This is a genomic window from Pseudomonas sp. Pse35, assembly GCF_024519715.1.
In the GTDB taxonomy this organism is placed as follows: domain Bacteria; phylum Pseudomonadota; class Gammaproteobacteria; order Pseudomonadales; family Pseudomonadaceae; genus Aquipseudomonas; species Aquipseudomonas paracarnis.
The window spans coordinates 68,400-86,614 of sequence record NZ_JALJRP010000023.1 but is presented as its reverse complement, the minus strand read 5'-3'; the positions used below and the strand labels follow the sequence as shown (position 1 = coordinate 86,614).

The 18,215-nt window shown below is 60.1% G+C and carries 17 protein-coding genes; 7 read left to right on the top strand and 10 right to left on the bottom strand.

Features of this window, described 5'->3' with window-relative positions; translation table 11 throughout:
* Positions 1-93 precede the first annotated feature (93 nt).
* Together OC445_RS19245 and OC445_RS19240 are read right to left on the bottom strand one after the other, a co-directional pair.
* Positions 94-1,053, bottom strand: a complete 960-nt coding sequence (locus OC445_RS19245) for a hypothetical protein (protein WP_054896691.1) — start codon at positions 1,051-1,053, stop codon at positions 94-96.
* A 73-nt stretch (positions 1,054-1,126) separates the two neighbouring features.
* Entirely contained in the window at positions 1,127-1,264 is a 138-nt protein-coding gene (locus OC445_RS19240; protein WP_003175756.1) for a hypothetical protein, read from the bottom strand.
* Between the two features lie 647 nt (positions 1,265-1,911).
* Between OC445_RS19240 and OC445_RS19235 the strand changes: the two genes are divergently transcribed.
* From OC445_RS19235 to arfB, 3 genes are all read left to right on the top strand, one after another.
* The gene (locus OC445_RS19235; protein ID WP_057975120.1) at positions 1,912-3,333 is read left to right on the top strand and encodes an amino acid permease; all 1,422 of its coding nucleotides are present in this window, start codon (positions 1,912-1,914) and stop codon (positions 3,331-3,333) included.
* A 100-nt stretch (positions 3,334-3,433) separates the two neighbouring features.
* Complete coding sequence (locus OC445_RS19230; protein WP_054896693.1) at positions 3,434-4,117, top strand: pentapeptide repeat-containing protein; 684 nt, start codon at positions 3,434-3,436, stop codon at positions 4,115-4,117.
* 11 nt (positions 4,118-4,128) lie between these two features.
* Complete coding sequence (gene arfB / locus OC445_RS19225; RefSeq protein WP_198790638.1) at positions 4,129-4,542, top strand: alternative ribosome rescue aminoacyl-tRNA hydrolase ArfB; 414 nt, start codon at positions 4,129-4,131, stop codon at positions 4,540-4,542.
* On the opposite strand, the gene OC445_RS19220 is transcribed toward arfB, so the two are convergent.
* From OC445_RS19220 to OC445_RS19210, 3 genes are all read right to left on the bottom strand, one after another.
* A complete protein-coding gene (locus OC445_RS19220) occupies positions 4,539-5,735 on the bottom strand; it encodes an MFS transporter (protein ID WP_054896694.1) in 1,197 nt (398 codons plus the stop codon). The two genes, arfB and OC445_RS19220, sit on opposite strands and share 4 nt — an antisense overlap.
* 103 nt (positions 5,736-5,838) lie before the next feature.
* Entirely contained in the window at positions 5,839-6,021 is a 183-nt protein-coding gene (locus tag OC445_RS19215; protein WP_054918213.1) for a hypothetical protein, read from the bottom strand.
* A 363-nt stretch (positions 6,022-6,384) separates the two neighbouring features.
* Positions 6,385-6,696 (bottom strand): DUF962 domain-containing protein, encoded by a 312-nt coding sequence (locus tag OC445_RS19210; RefSeq protein ID WP_034128574.1) that lies wholly within the window; start codon positions 6,694-6,696, stop codon positions 6,385-6,387.
* A 160-nt stretch (positions 6,697-6,856) separates the two neighbouring features.
* On the opposite strand from OC445_RS19210, the gene OC445_RS19205 reads away from it, so the two are divergent.
* A complete protein-coding gene (locus tag OC445_RS19205; RefSeq protein ID WP_198790637.1) occupies positions 6,857-7,915 on the top strand; it encodes an AraC family transcriptional regulator in 1,059 nt (352 codons plus the stop codon).
* Here the strand turns inward: OC445_RS19205 and OC445_RS19200 are convergent.
* The 5 genes from OC445_RS19200 to OC445_RS19180 form a co-directional block, all read right to left on the bottom strand.
* Positions 7,872-9,326: a TrkH family potassium uptake protein gene (locus OC445_RS19200; RefSeq protein ID WP_003193780.1), complete on the bottom strand. Its 1,455-nt coding sequence runs from the start codon at positions 9,324-9,326 to the stop codon at positions 7,872-7,874. The genes OC445_RS19205 and OC445_RS19200 overlap by 44 nt on opposite strands.
* Before the next feature lie 303 nt (positions 9,327-9,629).
* The gene (locus OC445_RS19195) at positions 9,630-10,967 is read right to left on the bottom strand and encodes an imelysin family protein (RefSeq protein WP_034128533.1); all 1,338 of its coding nucleotides are present in this window, start codon (positions 10,965-10,967) and stop codon (positions 9,630-9,632) included.
* Positions 10,968-11,093: 126 nt separating this feature from the next.
* Entirely contained in the window at positions 11,094-13,145 is a 2,052-nt protein-coding gene (locus tag OC445_RS19190; RefSeq protein WP_198790636.1) for a putative bifunctional diguanylate cyclase/phosphodiesterase, read from the bottom strand.
* Positions 13,146-13,691: 546 nt separating this feature from the next.
* Entirely contained in the window at positions 13,692-14,288 is a 597-nt protein-coding gene (locus OC445_RS19185; protein WP_003175739.1) for a superoxide dismutase, read from the bottom strand.
* Between the two features lie 178 nt (positions 14,289-14,466).
* The gene (locus OC445_RS19180) at positions 14,467-15,066 is read right to left on the bottom strand and encodes a LysE/ArgO family amino acid transporter (protein WP_034128530.1); all 600 of its coding nucleotides are present in this window, start codon (positions 15,064-15,066) and stop codon (positions 14,467-14,469) included.
* A gap of 100 nt (positions 15,067-15,166) precedes the next feature.
* On the opposite strand from OC445_RS19180, the gene OC445_RS19175 reads away from it, so the two are divergent.
* From OC445_RS19175 to OC445_RS19165, 3 genes are all read left to right on the top strand, one after another.
* Positions 15,167-16,060 (top strand): LysR family transcriptional regulator ArgP, encoded by an 894-nt coding sequence (locus OC445_RS19175; RefSeq protein WP_198790635.1) that lies wholly within the window; start codon positions 15,167-15,169, stop codon positions 16,058-16,060.
* 52 nt (positions 16,061-16,112) lie between these two features.
* Positions 16,113-17,111 (top strand): NAD-dependent epimerase/dehydratase family protein, encoded by a 999-nt coding sequence (locus tag OC445_RS19170; protein ID WP_034128528.1) that lies wholly within the window; start codon positions 16,113-16,115, stop codon positions 17,109-17,111.
* Positions 17,112-17,238: 127 nt separating this feature from the next.
* Positions 17,239-18,063 carry an ATPase gene (locus OC445_RS19165; protein WP_089042418.1) on the top strand — a complete coding sequence of 275 codons (825 nt, stop codon included), beginning with the start codon at positions 17,239-17,241 and terminating at the stop codon, positions 18,061-18,063.
* Positions 18,064-18,215 lie beyond the last annotated feature (152 nt).

Sequence of the window (18,215 nt, the reverse complement as noted above, 5' to 3'; positions counted from 1 at the left end):
CCACAAGTCACTGGTTGTCTGCTCTAGCTCTTAACTGACTGGCATTAGGGCAAGCCCGGCTCCCCCAGGGATCTCTATACGTCTGACGGTCTTTTAAAAGGCAAAGGCGCCATCAAACACCGGCTTGTCATCCAGCGCCAACACCCCACTGGCAAAGATCAGGTCCAGGTGGTGACTGCCTTTCTGCCCGCCACCCAAGCCCAGGTGCAGCCCGCAGTGACGCTCTTCAAACCCGGCATTGCGCGCATACAAGTCCTTGACCCCTTCATTGGTGCCAATCCCCAACTCCTCCACGCGACGGTTGGACGGGTTGGCATTCAGGTACTTGTTGAAGTCATCTGCCAGCCCCGGCACTTCGCTGGCCACGCTGCAAACGGTGGAGTTCTCGATCCATAACTCCAGCGGCGATTGCAGCACGCCGTATTTGCGTGCAAAGGGGATGGTACTGAGGAAGGTGCCGACAAACCGCACCTGGCCGTTGATGGCTTCGCTGTGGGTGGCGATTTCGCCGGGCGCCAGGTCGTGGTTGCCGACGCCGTTGATATTGGTCCACTTCTTGATGCTGCTCATCGGCGCTTCCAGGCGCGAACCGTGTTTGTCGGTAAAGCTCAGCACGTTGGCCTGGGCCATGCGCCGGATCAGTGTGGCGTTGAGGTCGGCGATGCGTTGGGGCTCGACGCTGAAGGTGTCGTAAAAATAGTCGCCGTAATCCTTGAACAGCAGGGATTTCTTCCAGTGCTCGGCCATCACGCCTTGCAGGGCGCGGATAAAGTCAGGGCCTTCGGCGCGCGGGTTGGGCAGCGTGGAGGAATCGTAGAGAAACAGGTACAGATCACAGGTTTGAATGGCCTTTGCCAGGGTGTCGCTGGGCGCCAGGTCCAGGCGTTGCAGTTGGAAGTTGAAGCGGGCGGCGCTGCCGTGGGTGATCGCCTGGGCGATGGCGTCATAGCGCTCGGTATGGCCCAGCAACACGGTGGGGCGGTTCAGGCCGTTGAGGGCCGGGTGGTGAGCAAGGTAGTAGAGAAAGTGTTCGACGGCGCGGGCCTTGTCCATGACGGGTGTCCTTCGGTGCCTTGGGTAAGGGGGCAGGCGCCGTGCACAGCGCCTGCCGGATGCCTGCCGGTTATTAGAAAGGCCACATCGCGGTGCCAAAAGGCACAACGGCATCGGCTTGCATCATTTCAACGGCGGCCTCATGGGTCGGCGCTTCAAACCAATCGTCGAGTTGCAGTTCGGTTTCCAGGTCGTTTTCCAGTGCTTGCATGGTGTATCTCCTAGAGGACGTTGATTGAGAACGGCTCACCCACGGGCTTCGCGGGCAAGTGGAAAGAACCTAGAAGAGAGTGTTTCGAAATGCAAAAAATTTATTGACACGGTTTCATTTGGATTTTTTCTTCTGTTTTTTGGCGGATTTTTTTATTCAGGCAAAACAGTGAATTGGCTGAAGCGATTCTTCAGACGTGGCCTTCCGACAGAATTCCGTTGAGGGCTGCCAAAGTCTGGCTGTAACGCAGGATTTCCGCGGTGTAACGATAGATTTACGCAACTGCCCTGCCGTTGTTGGGGGGCGCGCCGATGTAAGCATTAGCTGACAGAATTGCCTGTGCACTTTCCCGGTGCGTGCCGAAGCTGTCGAGCGGTGTACAATGCGCCGCGTTTTACTGTGACCCCCCTTGCGTACCCACGCAAAAGGCCAAGACCTCAGGGTTTGATCCCCCTGATCACTCCGCCTGGCCACGAGCCGGACGGGTTCGATTTCGTCACAGATAAAAACAAACAGGTGACGCATGACCGTTAGAAAGAAGCTGTACTCCTGGTGCCTGCGCTGGGGTTTGAGCGGCGCTGCTTGAGTCGGTAATTCAAGGCAGCAACCTGCATTCAACTCTTCAAACCTTGCGTGAGACCCTTTTCATGAGTGGACCCCATTCCTCTTCAGGCGAGCTGAAACGCGGCCTGAAAAATCGGCATATCCAGTTGATCGCCCTCGGTGGCGCCATCGGCACCGGCCTGTTCCTGGGCTCGGCCGGGGTGCTCAAATCCGCCGGCCCGTCGATGATCCTGGGCTATGCCATTTGCGGCTTTATCGCCTTCATGATCATGCGCCAGCTTGGCGAAATGATCGTCGAGGAGCCCGTCGCCGGCTCCTTCAGCCATTTTGCCCACAAGTACTGGGGCGGTTTCGCCGGTTTTCTGTCGGGCTGGAACTGCTGGATTCTGTACATTCTGGTGGGTATGTCGGAGCTGACGGCCGTCGGCAAGTACGTGCATTACTGGTGGCCGGAGATTCCGACCTGGGTCTCTGCTGCGGCCTTCTTCGTGCTGATCAACGTGATCAACCTGGCCAACGTCAAAGTCTTCGGTGAAGCCGAGTTCTGGTTCGCCATCATCAAGGTGGTGGCGATCGTCGGCATGATTGCCCTGGGCAGCTACCTGCTGGTCAGCGGCAGCGGCGGCCCGCAAGCCTCGGTCAGCAACCTGTGGGAGCATGGTGGTTTCTTCCCCCATGGCGTCGGCGGCTTGGTGATGGCCATGGCGATTATCATGTTCTCCTTCGGCGGCCTGGAAATGCTCGGCTTTACTGCTGCCGAAGCCGACCAGCCACGTACCGTGATCCCCAAGGCGATCAATCAGGTGATCTACCGCATCCTGATTTTCTACATCGGTGCCCTGGTAGTACTGCTGTCGCTCACACCGTGGGACAGCCTGCTGGCGACCCTCAACGCCTCCGGCGATGCCTACAGCGGTAGCCCGTTCGTGCAGGTGTTCTCGATGCTGGGCAGTAACACCGCCGCGCATATCCTCAACTTCGTGGTGCTGACCGCCGCGCTGTCGGTGTACAACAGCGGTACCTACTGCAACAGCCGCATGCTCTTGGGCATGGCCGAGCAGGGCGACGCGCCCAGGGCCCTGGCGAAGATCGATAAGCGCGGCGTGCCGGTGCGTTCGATCCTGGCCTCGGCAGCGATCACCCTGGTGGCGGTGCTGATGAACTACCTGATGCCCCATGACGCGCTGGAACTGCTGATGTCGCTGGTGGTGGCCACGTTGGTGATCAACTGGGCGATGATCAGTTTCTCCCACGTCAAGTTCCGCCAGCACATGAACCGCACCGGCCAGGTGCCGCTGTTCAAGGCGTTGTGGTATCCGTATGGAAACTACATCTGCCTGGCGTTCGTGGTGTTTATCCTGGTGATCATGCTGATGATGCCGGGGATTCAGGTGTCGGTATATGCGATCCCGGTGTGGGTAGCGTTCATGGCAGTATGTTACTGGATCAAGAACAAGCGCACGGCGCGGTCAGCTATTGGCGCAACGGGTCCGGTTCTGGAGTAGGACTTTTCCCCTTGCAGAAAACCCGGCGCCCTGCCGGGTTTTTTGTGGGTATGGCACGTTAGAATCGCCCCCTCTTTTTTCCGCCTACCCGGAGGCCCCGATGCAATACACCGACGTCGCCGATAGCGCCTTGCAGCGCGATGAACTGCAAGACTTGATCGGCCGGCACAGCGGCCCTTTGCGCTTGATCGGAGTAGATTTAAGTGGTGTCGACCTGTCGCGCATGGCACTGGACAACTGGGTGTTCGAGCGCTGCACCCTGGTCCAGACCTCGTTTCTCGGTTCTCGACTGGAAGGGACTCAGTGGAAAAACTGCCGAGCCAGCCTCGCCATTTTCGAAGCGGCCAACCTGCTCGAGGCGCAATTCCACAGTTGCGATCTGAACAACACTCGTTGGCAGCGCAGCAAACTGTCCCAGGCGACTTTTACCCAGTGCAAGCTGACGGGCGCCAATTTCACCCATTGCGCGTCACTGGGGCTGAGCTTCAGCGAAACCCTGCTCAACAGTGCCTTTTTATCCGGGTTGTCGTTTGCTCGAAGTGTGCTCAATAATCTGGATTTTTCCGACAGCGACTTGTCGGATACGGACTTTCGCAAGGCTGAACTGGTCGACTGCAGCCTCGCACATGCCCGCATCAACGGCGCTAATTTTGCGGGTGCCGACTTGCGCGGTGCAGATTTGAGCGGTTTTCGCCTCAATGATGCCAAACTGTTCAAAGGCGCCGTGATTTCCAAAGCCCAGGCGTCGATATTGTTGTCCGAGTTGGGCTTGTCCGTTGCCTAAGGTTTTGATTGATGCTGGAAATTTCCAACAATGTGCACCTGCCCGACGCCGAGATCGAGCTGACCGCCATTCGTGCCCAGGGTGCCGGTGGGCAGAACGTCAATAAAGTGTCGAGTGCGGTGCACCTGCGGTTTGATATTCCGGCCTCGTCGTTGCCGGCGTTCTACAAGGAGCGTCTGCTGGCTCTGCGTGACAGCCGAATCACCAGCGAAGGCGTGCTGGTGCTCAAGGCCCAGCGATATCGCACCCAGGAGCAGAACCGCGCCGATGCGCTGGAGCGCCTGGTGGAGTTGATCCAGAGCGCCACCAAGGTCGAGAAAAAGCGCCGTCCGACCAAGCCCACCCTGGGTTCGAAGAAACGCCGCCTTGAGTCCAAGACCAAGCGCGGCAGCATCAAGGCCGGGCGCGGCAAGGTCGACTTCTAGGCGTCGCGTGTTTCGCGGGCCTTAGGCGCCTGGCGGTACAGGTAAAAGCTCAGCAGCAAACCGGCGAAAGCTGCGAGGGCCGCGAACAGGAATATCGAGGCAAAGCCAAAACCTGCCGCCACGGCGCCCGCCAGCGGCCCGGTGATGCCCAGGGACAAGTCGATAAACAGCGAATAGGCGCCCACCGCCGAACCTCGGCTGGAGGCCGGCACCAGGTTGACCGCCTCTACCCCCAGCGCCGGGAACACCAGGGAAAAGCCGAAACCGCTCAACGCCGCACCCGCCAACGCCAGTTGGGCATCCGGCGCCAGCCACAGCAACAGCAGGCCCAGCACTTCCACTGACAGGCAGGCGATTGCGACGCGAAAACCGCCAATGCGGTTGATCAAATTGCCAAACAGCAAGCGTGCGCCGATAAAACTGGCACCGAACAGGCTCAAGGCCCACACCGCGTTATCCCAGTGCTGGGTGCTGTAATACAACGTGATAAAGGTGGCGATGGTGCCAAAGCCGATGGAGCCCAGCGCTAGCGCGCAACCATGGGGCAGCACGCGGCCCAGCACGTTCATGAACGGCAAACGTACGCCGGGCACAATCGGCGCCGCTTGTTTTTTCCAGGCCAACAGCACACCTAGCACGGCCAACAGAATGATGCTGACGCCCATGCTCCACAGCCCAAAATGGCTGACCAGCAGCACCCCCAACGGCGCACCCACCGCCAGCGCGCCGTAGCTGGCGATGCCGTTCCAGGAAATAACCTTGGCCGTGTTCGCCGCGCCGACACGGCCAATGCCCCAGCCAATCGCGCCCGAACCCACCAGGCTTTCAGCGCTGCCCAGCACCAGCCGCCCGACCAGCAGGCAGCCGAGGCTCAGAGCCGGCAGGCTGGAAAACCACGCCGCAAACAACATGAACACGCCACTCAAACCGCAGCCCACCAAGCCGATCAGCACGGCGCGCTTGCTGCCCAGATTGTCGATGATTTTACCGGCATAGGGGCGGCTCAGCAGGGTTGCCAGGTATTGCACGCTGATCACCAGCCCGGCGATAACTGCGCCATAGCCCAGCTGGCTATGGACATAACCCGGCAATACGGCCAGGGGGATGCCGATATTCAAGTAGCCGATGAAGGTAAACAGCACGATGGAAACGACTTGCAGCGTGACCGTCATGGGGCGCTGGGTATCTGGCATGGGAGAGATCCACTGTCGCAGCAGGTAAAGATAGGCTGCTAATGATACCGGTGCGCAAGCCGGGCAGGGCGGCAAAAATGTAAAACGCCAGATCTAAGGCAGATCAAGCTTGGGCGGGGGCCAGCAATTGGGTGGTCACCAGGGCCGCCAGGGCGTTTTCCTGGGTGCCGAAGCGCTTGAGCAGTGCTGCTTGCTTGTCGGCACTGAGGCGGTTCCAGACTTCGACCATCTGCAAGGCAGCGTCGAGTACAGCGGCGTCCGGCGTGTCGGAAGGGGAAGTGGTCATAGTGAAGGTCTCGGATAATTCAGGCAGTGTGGAAAGCGCTCAAAGGCGCGCTTTCCACACGGTCTGGTACGGCGTCAGTCTCGGCTTTCGCGCTCGACTGGTTTTGCTTCTTTGGCCTCAGGCTGCTTGTCGCTGGCCTGCTGCGGTGTTGGCTGCTCAGTTGGGTGCAGGCTTGGGAAGGGGAGATTAGGTATCTCGTGCATCGTGGTCGCTCCTCGCAAGGTCTGTTTTTTCAATCGCAGGTGATTCCGCGCTCTCAAAAAGCCTTGGCAGGATACAGCACCGTAAATGACAAAAAGACTTTTATCTCCACAGATGCACAATTTTTAATGGTTCAGGCGCAAGTGACATGAGGTCACACCCCTAGAACGGCACCTTGCCCAGGATCATGTCGCGGTACATCACAAAATCCCCCAGCAAGCTGTAGAACGGGTGCTGAAAGGTGGCGGGGCGGTTCTTTTCGAAGAAGAAGTGGCCAATCCAGGCAAAGCTGTAGCCTGCCAGGGGCAACGCCAGCAGCAGAACCAATGAGCCTCTGCCGATGGCGTACGCGAGAATGCCTATTACCAGGGTGGTGCCGATAAAGTGCAGGCGTCGGCAGGTGCTGTTGCCATGTTCGCTCAGGTAGTACGGGTAGAACTCGGCAAAACTGTTGAATTTCTTGATGTTTTCCACGGTCACCGGCCCTCTGGTTGCTGTGCCGCCAACGGGTGCGCGGCGGGGAGCTTATTTGAGTCTAGAGTGATCAGTGCTAACAGCCAGTGACAATAGATGCCACTTTAGTATCCTTGGCTTCCTGGCTGCCGTTTGAGCCTGCTTTCAACAAGAAGACGCCATGAGCGAACGAACAACTTCTGCAAGCTGGGCGATGGGCATCGTCAAGGCGCTGGAAATGGATGGCCTGGATTGCCGTGCCTTGTTCAAGCAACTGGGCCTGGACTACGCCGCCCTCAGTGACCCCGATGCGCGCTTCCCGCAAGACGCCATGACCCGCCTGTGGCAACGCGCGGTAGAGGTGTCGGGTAACCCGGCGATTGGCCTGAACATGGGCAAGGTGGTGCGCCCGGCCTCGTTTCACGTTGCCGGTTATGCGTTGATGTCCAGCAACACCCTGGCCGAAGGTTTTATGCGATTGGTGCGCTACCAGCGCATCATCGCCGAAAGCGCTGATTTGAGTTTTCGACTGTTACCCGAAGGCTATGCGTTGATTCTGACGGTGCATGGCGATCACCTGCCGCCGACCCGTCAAAGCGCCGAAGCCTCGCTGGCCAGCGCCCTGGCCCTGTGCGGCTGGCTCACCGGGCGCACCCTGCAGCCCCGCAAAGTGCTGCTGCAAGGCGAGCAGCCGGCGGACCTGGCGCCCTACCAACAGGCCTTTCATGCGCCTTTGCAATTCAATGCACCCTATGACGCGCTGATTTTCGAGCAGGCGGACATGGAGGCGCCGCTGCCCACGGCCAACGAAGCCATGGCGCTGTTGCATGATCGCTTTGCCGGTGAATACCTGGCGCGTTTTTCCGAAGGCCGCGTGACCCACAAGGCGCGTCAGGTGCTGTGCCGCCTGTTGCCTCAGGGCGAGCCCAAGCGCGAAGCCGTGGCCCAGACGTTGCACCTGTCCCAGCGCACCTTGCAGCGGCGGCTGCAGGAGGAGGGCACCAGCTTCCAGGCCTTGCTTGATGACACCCGGCGCGAACTGGCCGAGCAGTACCTGGCACAACCCAGCATGACCTTGCTGGAAATCGCTTACCTGCTGGGGTTTGCCGACCCGAGCAACTTTTTCCGCGCGTTTCGCCGCTGGTTCGATGCCACGCCCGGTGAATACCGGGCGCGCTTGCAGCAAACGTCGTCGGTCAGTGACGCCAGAACGCCGGAATGCACAACACAAACACGGTGATGATCTCCAGGCGCCCCAACAACATGCCCAGGGACAGGATCCACTTGGCGGCATCCGGCAGGGTGGCGAAGTTGCCGGCCGGGCCGATGGTTTCGCCCAGGCCGGGGCCCACGCCGGAAACGGTACTGGCGGCGCCGGTCAACGCGGTCATCCAGTCCACGCCTAGCAGCGACAGGGCCAGGGCGATCATGCAGATGGTGATGGCGAAGAAAAACGAAAAAGTCAGGATCGACCGCACAATCTCTTCATCGAGGCGATGGCCGTTGTACTTCTGCTTGATCACCGCGCGCGGATGGATCAACTGATTCAAGTTGGCCTTGAGCAGGATGTAGGCCACCTGGAAACGGAAGATTTTGATACCGCCCGCGGTGGAGCCCGAGCAGCCGCCGATAAAGCCCAGGTAGAAAAACAGCATCAGTGAGAAGTTGCCCCACAAGCTGTAATCCCCCAGTGCAAAGCCGGTGGTAGTCACCACAGACGTCACGTTCAGCGCCACATGGCGCAAGGCATCGAGCCAATGCAGGTTGGTGGTCCACCAGTACCAGGTGCCGAGTACCAGCCAGGTCACCAGCAACAGGCCGAGCAAGCCTTGCACCTGCTGGTCCTTGATCAGCGCCCGACGGTTACCACGTAAAGTGGCCACGTACAGGGCGAACGGCAAGCTGCCCAGGATCATCACCACCACCGCGACCCAATGCACCGCCGGTTGTTTCCAATGGGCCAGGGACTCGTCCGAGGTGGAAAACCCGCCCGTGGAAATCGCCGACATCGCATGGTTGATCGCATCGAACACGCCCATTCCGGCCCACCAGAAGGCCAGGCTGCCGAAGATGGTGATGCCCACATACGCCGCCACGATCAGGCGCGCCACCATGTGTGAACGAGGCATGACCTTTTCCGAGCGGTCCGAGGATTCGGTCTGGAACAAGCGCATGCCACCAATGCGCAGCAGCGGCAGGATCGCCACCGCCATGCCGATAAAGCCGATACCGCCGAGCCAGTGCAGCAGCGAACGCCACATCAAGATGCCCGGCGACATGCTGTCCAGCCCGCTCAACACGGTGGAGCCTGTGGCGGTGATGCCGGACATGCTTTCGAAGAACGAGTCGGTGTAGCTGATGTGCTGGGTCAGCAAAAAGGGCAGGGCGGCGAAGATGCACACCACCACCCAACTACTGACCGTCAGCAGGTACATGTCCCTGGGGCGCAGGTGCACGTGCTCTGGGCGACCAGGGATGACCAGCGCCAGGCCGGCGATAAAGGTGATCAGGCTGGCCCACAGGAACGAGGGCAGGTCGCTGGTGCGTTCGAAGATCACCAGGGTCGCCATCGGGATCACCATGGCGACCGCAAGGGTGATCAGGAAGATGCCGATGATGAAACCGATGATGCGCAGGGTCGGCAACGCCATGAAGTTCGCTCGGGTGATTGGGCAGAGGCGCCATTCTACCTGCGGTGCAGGTCTTGTAAACCAAGGGCTGCCGGTTGATGGAGAACCCCTGTGGGAGCTGGCCTGCCAGCCGGCGGATATCCACCTGACGCCCCGGAATCCAATGTGGGAGCTGGCTTGCCTGCGATGGCGGTGTGTCAGTTACAGATCAGTCGACTGAACCACCGCCATCGCAGGCAAGCCAGCTCCCACAGGTATAACGGCGGCAGTTATTGCGCGCATGAAAAAGGCGACCCGCAGGTCGCCTCTTTCAACTGCGCTTGATCAGAACTCGTGATCAGCGCTGTCCGGGTTCAGGTCGCTGATGCCCAGCTTGCCGGCAGCAGCCTCGATCGAGCCGGTCTGCTTGACCAGGGCGGCAATCGAGTCACGCACGATCTGGTTGCCCTTTTCATTGTCGGCGGCGATCAACTGGTCGTAGTGCTCGCCGTTGTTGGCGTGGTCAACCATCACCTGGATCTTCGCTTCGGTGGCGGCCAGGTCAGCCTTGAGGGCTGCATCTGCTGCCGGGTCGGCCTTGGCCACCAGGGACGACAGGCTGGCGCCGGTCAGCTTGGTACCGTCAACACGGGTGTATTCGCCCAGGTAAACGTTACGGATGCCCTTGGCGTCGTAGAAGTGCGAGTAATGGGTGTTGTCGCTGAAGCAGTCTTGCTCGTCTTCCGGCGAGTTGGCTTCCAGGGATACTTTCATGCGCTCCCCGGCGAGTTCGCCCAGAGACAGGCTGCCCATGCCGAACAGCATTTTACGCAGGCCATCGGTCGCAGGTTCCGACTCCAGGGTGGCGCGGTAGTTGTCTTCGACGTTGGGCTTCCAGTTGCCGACCATTTCCTGCAGGTCGCTGACCAGCAGTTGGGTGACGGCGCGCAGGTAAGTGCGGCGACGCTCGTTGTGGCCGCCGGTTGCACCGTCACCGGTCATGTAGTCCGATGCCGGGCGGTTGCCCGCGCCTGGGCCGGTGCCGTTGAGGTCCTGGCCCCACAGCAGGAATTCGATGGCGTGGTAGCCGGTGGCGACGTTCGCTTCGGAACCGCCCAGTTCATTGAGGCTGGCGAGTTTTTCCGGAGTGATCTCCTTGACGTCGACCTTGTCTTCGCCGACCTGGATCTCGTTATTGGCGATGATATTGGCGTTCGCACCTGGGTTGCCCAGCGCGTGCTCGTAGGACTTGTCGACGTAGTCGATCAGGCCTTCGTCCAGGGGCCAGGCGTTCACCTGGCCTTCCCAGTCGTCGATGATGGTGTTGCCGAAGCGGAATACTTCGCTCTGCAGGTAGGGTACGCGTGCGGCGATCCAGGCGGTACGGGCCGCTTTCAGGGTTTCGTCGTTCGGGTTGGCGAGGAAGGTATCGATTGCGGTCTGCAGGGTTTTTGCGGTGGATTCGGCATCGCTGTACACCGCAAACACCATGTCTGCGTAGTGCGCGACCACGGCCTTGGCGGCCGCTTCGTCGACCTGGCCAGCCGGGGCAGCCGCCGGTGCGGTAGTGCTGGCGGCAGCGGGTGCCTGGGGCGCGGCGGCCTTGTCTTTACCTTCGCCGCAACCGGCGAGAGAAATGGCAATGGCCAGCAGACTGGCGGTGGCCAGGGGCATACGAATCATGGCGAACATCCTGCTTCGGTTGTTGAAAGGGCGCGCGGGGAGCGCAAACGCTGCGACATAATGCGAAAGATTTGCATTTTGTGTAAAGGCTTATACGCGGGAAATATTGAGTATCGAAGTGTAAATTCAAAGACTCACGGCGTTATTGCGCTCGGACTGCTTCAGATAAGCCGTCAACTCCCGGGCCTGCAGCGGTTTGCTGTAGTGATAACCCTGCCCCTCATGGCACCCCTCGGAGATGATGTAGGCCTCCTGTTCGGCAGTCTCCACGCCTTCGGCAATCACCTGCATGCCCAGGCTTTTGCCCAATTGGATAATGGCGCGCACGATGGTGGCGTCATCGTCGTCGTCCTGCAGGTCCTGGACGAAGCTCTTGTCGATCTTGATCTTGTCCAGGGGCAGGCTCTTGAGGTAACTCAAGGATGAGTAGCCGGTGCCGAAGTCATCAATGGCGATCAGCGCGCCGGAGCGACGCAGGCTCAGCAGGTGCTGGGCTGCGGTGCTGATGTCTTCCATCAGGCCGGTCTCGGTCACTTCCAGCTCCAGGCTGCGGGGCGGCAGGCGATAGATCTGCATCAGGTTGTTGACCACCCGCGGCAACTCGGTGTGGTGCAGTTGCACGGTGGACAGGTTGACGGCCATGCGCAGCGCGGTGAAACCCTGGTCATGCCATTCGCGCAGTTGCCGACACGCCTGGTCCAGCACCCATTCGCCGATGGAAATGATGGTGCCGTTCTGTTCCGCCAACGGAATGAACAAGTCCGGCGGTACCAGCCCATGTTCCGGGTGTTGCCAGCGCAGCAGGGCTTCCACACCGACCACGTGATGGTCGAGATAGCTGATTTGTGGTTGGTACACCAAGTGAAACTGCTCGCGGCCCAAGGCGTCTCGCAAGTCTTTCTCCAGTTCACGACGCCGGCGCATTTCGCTGTCGACGCTGGCGATATAAAACTGATAGCGGTTGCGCGAGCGGCTCTTGGCCAGGGTCATGGTCTGCTCGGCTTTCTGGAGCAACTTCTCGGTGCTGTCGCCATCTTCCGGGAACAGCGTGATGCCGATGGTGGCGCGCAGGCGGATCAGGTCATGCTCAAGGGCGAACTCTGCTTCCAGGTCATCAAGGATGCTTTGCGCCAGTTCGGCGGCTTCGTAGGGCTGGTCGATATCGGCTTGCACCAGGGCGAACTGGTCGCCGCCCAGGCGGGCGAGCGTGCCCAGGTGGCCACTATGGGCGCGCAAGCGATCAGCCAGCGCCAACAAGAGTTTGTCGCCGGCCTGGTAGGTGAATTGCTCGTTGACGCTCTTGAAATCATCCAGCCCCACGCACAACACCGCGACACGGCGTTGCCGGCGGCCGGCGTCCGTGAGGATTTTGTCCAGTTGCGCCTGCAACTTCTGGCGGTTCGGCAGGCCGGTCAGGAAGTCGTATTGGGCCATGCGCAACAGGCTCGATTCGGCCTCGTGGCGCAGGTGGGTATTGCGCTCGATGGATTCGAGCAATTGGTTGGCGGTGTTTATCCACTGCCCCAGTTCGTTGCGTTCGTGGCCCTTGAGCTGAGGGATCTTGTGCTCGCTGGGGCGGTCCGGGTTGATCGAGGTCAGGTGCTCGATCATCCGCGACAGCGGTTTGGTGAGCATCCAGTGATACACCAGGTACAGCACCAGCCCCATGACCAGGGCGCGCAATACGCCCGAGATAAAGATGATGACCGAGCTGACCAGAAAACTTCGGCCATAGGTGGCGGTGTCGAGGGTGATGCTCAGGTCGCCGTAATATTCGCTGTAGGGGCCCTTGCCCACCAACGCAGTAGTAAAGGAGCGTTCCTGGCCAAGAATCAGGTCGGTCAACCAGCGGCTGGGCGACTGCTGTAAAGGACGGCTTTTTTCCGCCAGCATGGTCTCGTTGGGGTGCCCGATGGAAGCCATGCGCACAGCGTCGTCCTGGAACAGACCTTCGATCACCTGCATGCCCATCTCGCGATCCAGGCTGTACACGGCCTGGGTCGAGGGGTCGCGAAACATGTCGAGGATGCGCTGGGCATCGCCCGCCACGGCCTGGCGCGTCTTGTAGGCATCAAAAACGATCTGCGCCACGCTCAGCGCCACACCCACGATCAATGCCGAAAGCAGCACAACCCGTAGCAACTTCACCGACAAGCTGTTCTTGAGTTCCAGCTTCAAAGGGGCATTCCTTGTCTCATGCGGGTGGCCGTCAATATGCCATGAGTATTGGCAATCTGGTGATGGCAGTCAAAGGGACATTCGGGCTTGAGATTAATTGAAGGGGCTGGATAAACGTGGAGGGATACCCGCTTATGTCAGGGCGTTTGAGGCGTGGGCTGGACGTCGGGCAGAGAAGAAGAAGGCGGAACAGATCCGCCCTCTGTTTGGCGACGCTCTCAAAAATTGATCTTACCCTCTGGCTGTTGCTCTTCCCCTCCGACCTTTGACTGTTCACCCGCTATGTCTACGAGTTTGTTCGTCAAGTCCAGTGCGCTTTTTGCCAAGTCCATTCCCTTCTCAAGAAGACCGGATAACATTGGCACTGCACCTGCGGCCGTTGAAATAGGATCCATTGTCATTCTCCACATTGATTGAGGAGGTTTATTCCTCCTGGCGTTTGTGTGGTGAATAGTTACCGTTGGGTTCCGGGATTTCTGGCATGGCAATCAGGGCGCCCATGAAAAAGCCCGGCAATCGCCGGGCTCTTTTTACTGCAAGCGTCGCTTAGGCAGTGAAGGTCTTGCCTTCGAACTGCTCAGCCACGAACTTCCAGTTGACCAGGTTCCAGAACGCTTCTACATATTTTGGACGCACGTTGCGGTAGTCGATGTAGTAGGCGTGTTCCCAGACGTCGCAGGTCAACAGCGGGGTGTCGCCGTTGGTCAGCGGGTTGCCGGCGCCGATGGTGCTGGCCAGGGCCAGGGAACCGTCAGCCTTTTTCACCAGCCAGCCCCAACCGGAACCGAAGGTGCCGACCGAAGTCTTGGTGAACTCTTCCTTGAACTTGTCGAACGAACCGAACGCAGCGTTGATGGCTTCAGCCAGTGCGCCGGTTGGTTGGCCGCCGGCGTTCGGCGCCAGGCAGTTCCAGTAGAAAGTGTGGTTCCAGACCTGAGCGGCGTTGTTGAAGATGCCACCCGAGGAAGACTTGACGATCTCTTCCAGGGTCTTGCCTTCGAACTCGGTGCCAGGCACCAGGTTGTTCAGGTTCACGACATAGGTGTTGTGGTGCTTGTCGTGGTGGTATTCCAAGGTTTCCTTGGAGATGTGCGGCTGCAGGGCATCGTGTGCGTAGGGCAGCGGCGGCAATTCGAAAGCCATGATGATTCTCCTAATCAGGTCAGTTGCGGTGAGCGCAAGGCCGATCACGGGCGGCCAAACATGCGCCGGGGAGTTTGTACTCTTTGCGGCGCAGGGGGCCGATCATAGCACCGGGGGTGCGGCATAACCACGCAACAACTGTGTGGGATAGAGGTTCCAGAGCGTTTTGGAATATTGCTCAGGCGCTGATCAGTTGATAGGCCACCGAGAACATCATCGCGGCCACCAGCAGGTCCAGCAGGCGCCAGGTGGCCGGGCGTGCCAGCCAGGGTGCCAACCATGCCGCACCCAGCGCCAGGGTGGCGAACCACAGGAACGATGCACTGGCTGCACCGGCTACGTAGGCACCGGGTTCGGTTTGTTGCGCGCCCAGGGAGCCGATCAGCAGGACGGTATCCAGGTAGACATGGGGGTTGAGCAAGGTGACCGCCAAAGCGCTCAGCAGCACAGCGCGCAATGAGCGCGTCTTGAGGGTGTCGCTTTGGTCCAGGCTCTGCTTGGAGCACGCCCTGCGCAGCGCGCATGCGCCATACCAGAGCAAGAACGCTGCGCCGCCCCAGCGTGCCACCGCCAGCAGTATCGGGCTCTGCGCCAGCACGGTGGCCAGCCCGAATACCCCAGCGGCCACTAGCAGTGCGTCGCAGATCACACACAACGCCGCCACGGGTAAGTGGTGTTCGCGGCGCAGGCTCTGCGCGAGTACGAATGCATTTTGGCTGCCGATTGCCATGATCAACCCGAGGGCCACCAGCAAACCGTTCATATAGCTTTGCCACATAGAAGGAGATCCTTGTTGATGCTCAAACGATGCTGGCTATGGTGCGGGTCGGGGCTGTATAAGAAAAACCAATATTGCTGATCGCTCATTAGAGAAACTGATGTTCGACTATAAATTGCTTTCCGCCCTGGCGGCGGTGGTGGAACAAGCCGGCTTTGAGCGCGGTGCCCAGGTGTTGGGGCTGTCGCAATCAGCCATCTCCCAACGCATCAAGCTATTGGAGGCGCGCGTCGGCCAGCCGGTGTTGATACGGGCCTCGCCGCCAACGCCCACCGATATCGGTCGGCGCCTGCTCAACCATGTGCAGCAGGTGCGTTTGCTGGAGCGTGACCTGCAAAGCCAGGTGCCGGCTCTGGACGAGGAGGGCATGCCTGAGCGCCTGCGCATTGCCCTGAATGCCGACAGCCTCGCCACTTGGTGGGCCGAGGCAGTCAGCGACTTCTGCGCCGAACAGCATGTGTTGCTGGACCTGGTGGTCGAAGACCAGACCGTGGGCCTCAAGCGCATGCGCGCCGGTGAAGTGGCGGCCTGCATTTGTGCCAGCGAGCGTCCTGTGGCCGGCGCTCGCAGCCTGTTGCTGGGCGCCATGCGTTATCGGGCGCTGGCCAGCCCGGCCTTTCTGGCGCGGCATTTTCCTAGAGGCGTGCGGGCCGACCAATTGGCGCGCACGCCTGCGCTGGTGTTCGGCCCGGATGATTTCCTACAGCACCGCTACCTGGCGTCCCTTGGCGTGGACGGTGGTTTCGAACACCATCTGTGCCCGTCATCCGAAGGTTTTATCCGCCTGACGGAAGCCGGCCTGGGGTGGGGCCTGGTGCCTGAATTGCAGGTGCGCGACCAGTTGGAAACCGGTGTATTGGTCGAGTTATTGCCAGATAAGCCCATCGATGTGCCGCTGTACTGGCATCATTGGCGCAGTGGCGGGCAACTGTTGGGCTTGTTGACCGACCATCTGGCCGATGTGTGTGGTCATTGGTTGGTGCCGTTGGAGTGATGGCGCGCGTCAAGGCAAGAGCGATGAAAAATGAAAGAACACGGAGTACGACATGAAAATTCTGGTCACCGGCGCAAGCGGCTTCATTGGCGGGCGCTTTGCGCGCTTCGCCCTTGAGCAGGGCCTGGACGTGCGGGTCAACGGGCGGCGCGCCGAGGGTGTGGAACACCTGGTGCGGCGCGGTGCCGAGTTCATCCAGGGTGATTTGAATGATGCCGACCTTGTGCGTGACCTGTGCCGCGATGTCGAAGCCGTGGTGCATTGCGCCGGCGCCGTCGGGCTGTGGGGCAAGTACCAGGACTTCCACCAGAACAACGTATTGGTCACCGAAAACGTCGTCGAAGCCTGCCTGAAACAGCGCGTGGGGCGCCTGGTGCACCTGTCGTCGCCGTCGATCTATTTTGACGGTCGCGATCACCTTGGGCTCACCGAAGAGCAAGTGCCCAAGCGTTTCAAGCATCCCTATGCCGCTACCAAGTACCTGGCCGAGCAGAAGGTGTTCGGCGCCCAGGAGTTCGGCCTGCAAGTGATAGCCCTGCGCCCACGCTTTGTCACCGGGGCCGGCGATATGAGTATCTTCCCGCGCTTGCTGAAAATGCAGCGCAAGAACCGTCTGGCGATCGTCGGCGACGGTTTGAACAAAGTCGACTTCACCAGCGTGCACAACCTCAACGAGGCGCTGCTCAGCAGTTTGCTCGCCACCGGCTCGGCCCTGGGCAAAGCCTACAACATCAGCAATGGCGCACCGGTGCCGATCTGGGATGTGGTGAACTACGTGATGCGGCAGATGGAGCTGCCCCAAGTGACCCGCTATCGATCCTACGGTTTGTCCTACAGCGTGGCGGCGTTGAACGAGGCATTCTGCGCGATGTGGCCGGGGCGGCCGGAACCGGCGTTATCGCGTCTGGGCATGCAAGTGATGAATAAAAACTTCACCCTCGACATCAGTCGCGCCAGGCATTATCTCGACTACGAGCCCAAGGTCAGCCTGTGGGCCGCGCTCGACGAGTTCTGCAGTTGGTGGAAAGCCCAGGACCCGGGCCGCCAATAACCTCATAAGCAGCAACACTTCGGGAACCCCATTCCAGGTTCCGAGTCGATCCATGCGCCGGGAGTGCGGTTTATACTCCTGCCGCTCGGCTTTACAGCCAGCCATCTCATTGATTCAGGGTAGATTCATGCGTAACGATGCTAAAGACGACTTCGACAACGTTCCCAGCCTGCGGGCCGACCTTGGGGATGACGATGATTTCGTGCCGACCCCCGCGACGTCGGTGCGTTCGCGAACGACGCCCGTGGTCAAGGTCAAGAGCGCCAGCACTGGCCCGTTGTGGGCACTGGTCGGTGCGCTGTTGATCGCCTTTGCGGGCCTGGCCTGGTGGAGCTTCCAGCAGATTTCCCTGATGGGCCAGCAGTTGGTTGCCACCCAGGAAAGCTTTGCCCGCATCAGCGAGGAAGCGGCAGGACGGCTACAGGCGATTTCCGGCAAGGTCGTGGCCAGCGAAGCGAATGTGAACAACGGCAGCGAAGCCTTGAAGCTGCAGATCAAGCAACTGGAAGCCCAGTTGCAGGAGCAGGGCAAGCAACAGTTGGGCGTCGCCGGTCAAACCACCGAACTGGACAGCCGCCTGGCCCAGATGAGCGCCAGCAACACCGAGCTGGCAGCGGCCAATACCAAACTGCAAGGCCAGGTGCAGGCCCTCACTGACGCGGTCGCCAGCCTCACGGCAGCACAGGCCGAGAGCAAGGGCCTGGCCACCGATGTGGCGGCCTTGAAGAAACAAGGCAACCCAAGCGCGGCCATCGCCCGCCTCGAGCAGGACGTGCTGGTGCTCAAGAGCGCCCAGGAAAACCAGCCGGCCAATATCGACGCGCCGACCAACAAGGAATTCGACGTGTTCCGCATCCAGACCACGCGCAATATCACCACCTTGCAGAGCCAGGTGCAGAACTTGAATCAGCGTCTCAATGCGCCTGCTGCGGTCACCCCACTGGGTCAATGATGTAGACCGGACAGGCTCGTTCCCACGCTCTGCGTGCGAACGATCTGAATCGTTCTCTGTAGGAGCGAGCTTGCTCGCAAAAAACGTTAACGATCACGCAGGTTTCCTGGAATAAACGCGGCGCTTGTGAGCTTTTCGCGAGCAAGCTCGCT

Coding starts and splice junctions, on each gene's coding strand:
- arfB (WP_198790638.1), top strand. CDS start 4,129: ATGCTGGAAATTTCCAACAATGTGCACCTGCCCGACGCCGAGATCGAG.
- OC445_RS19165 (WP_089042418.1), top strand. CDS start 17,239: ATGCGTAACGATGCTAAAGACGACTTCGACAACGTTCCCAGCCTGCGG.
- OC445_RS19195 (WP_034128533.1), bottom strand. CDS start 10,967: ATGATTCGTATGCCCCTGGCCACCGCCAGTCTGCTGGCCATTGCCATT.
- OC445_RS19180 (WP_034128530.1), bottom strand. CDS start 15,066: ATGTGGCAAAGCTATATGAACGGTTTGCTGGTGGCCCTCGGGTTGATC.
- OC445_RS19235 (WP_057975120.1), top strand. CDS start 1,912: ATGAGTGGACCCCATTCCTCTTCAGGCGAGCTGAAACGCGGCCTGAAA.
- OC445_RS19175 (WP_198790635.1), top strand. CDS start 15,167: ATGTTCGACTATAAATTGCTTTCCGCCCTGGCGGCGGTGGTGGAACAA.
- OC445_RS19220 (WP_054896694.1), bottom strand. CDS start 5,735: ATGCCAGATACCCAGCGCCCCATGACGGTCACGCTGCAAGTCGTTTCC.
- OC445_RS19200 (WP_003193780.1), bottom strand. CDS start 9,326: ATGGCGTTGCCGACCCTGCGCATCATCGGTTTCATCATCGGCATCTTC.
- OC445_RS19205 (WP_198790637.1), top strand. CDS start 6,857: ATGAGCGAACGAACAACTTCTGCAAGCTGGGCGATGGGCATCGTCAAG.
- OC445_RS19185 (WP_003175739.1), bottom strand. CDS start 14,288: ATGGCTTTCGAATTGCCGCCGCTGCCCTACGCACACGATGCCCTGCAG.
- OC445_RS19170 (WP_034128528.1), top strand. CDS start 16,113: ATGAAAATTCTGGTCACCGGCGCAAGCGGCTTCATTGGCGGGCGCTTT.
- OC445_RS19230 (WP_054896693.1), top strand. CDS start 3,434: ATGCAATACACCGACGTCGCCGATAGCGCCTTGCAGCGCGATGAACTG.
- OC445_RS19240 (WP_003175756.1), bottom strand. CDS start 1,264: ATGCAAGCACTGGAAAACGACCTGGAAACCGAACTGCAACTCGACGAT.
- OC445_RS19245 (WP_054896691.1), bottom strand. CDS start 1,053: ATGGACAAGGCCCGCGCCGTCGAACACTTTCTCTACTACCTTGCTCAC.
- OC445_RS19215 (WP_054918213.1), bottom strand. CDS start 6,021: ATGACCACTTCCCCTTCCGACACGCCGGACGCCGCTGTACTCGACGCT.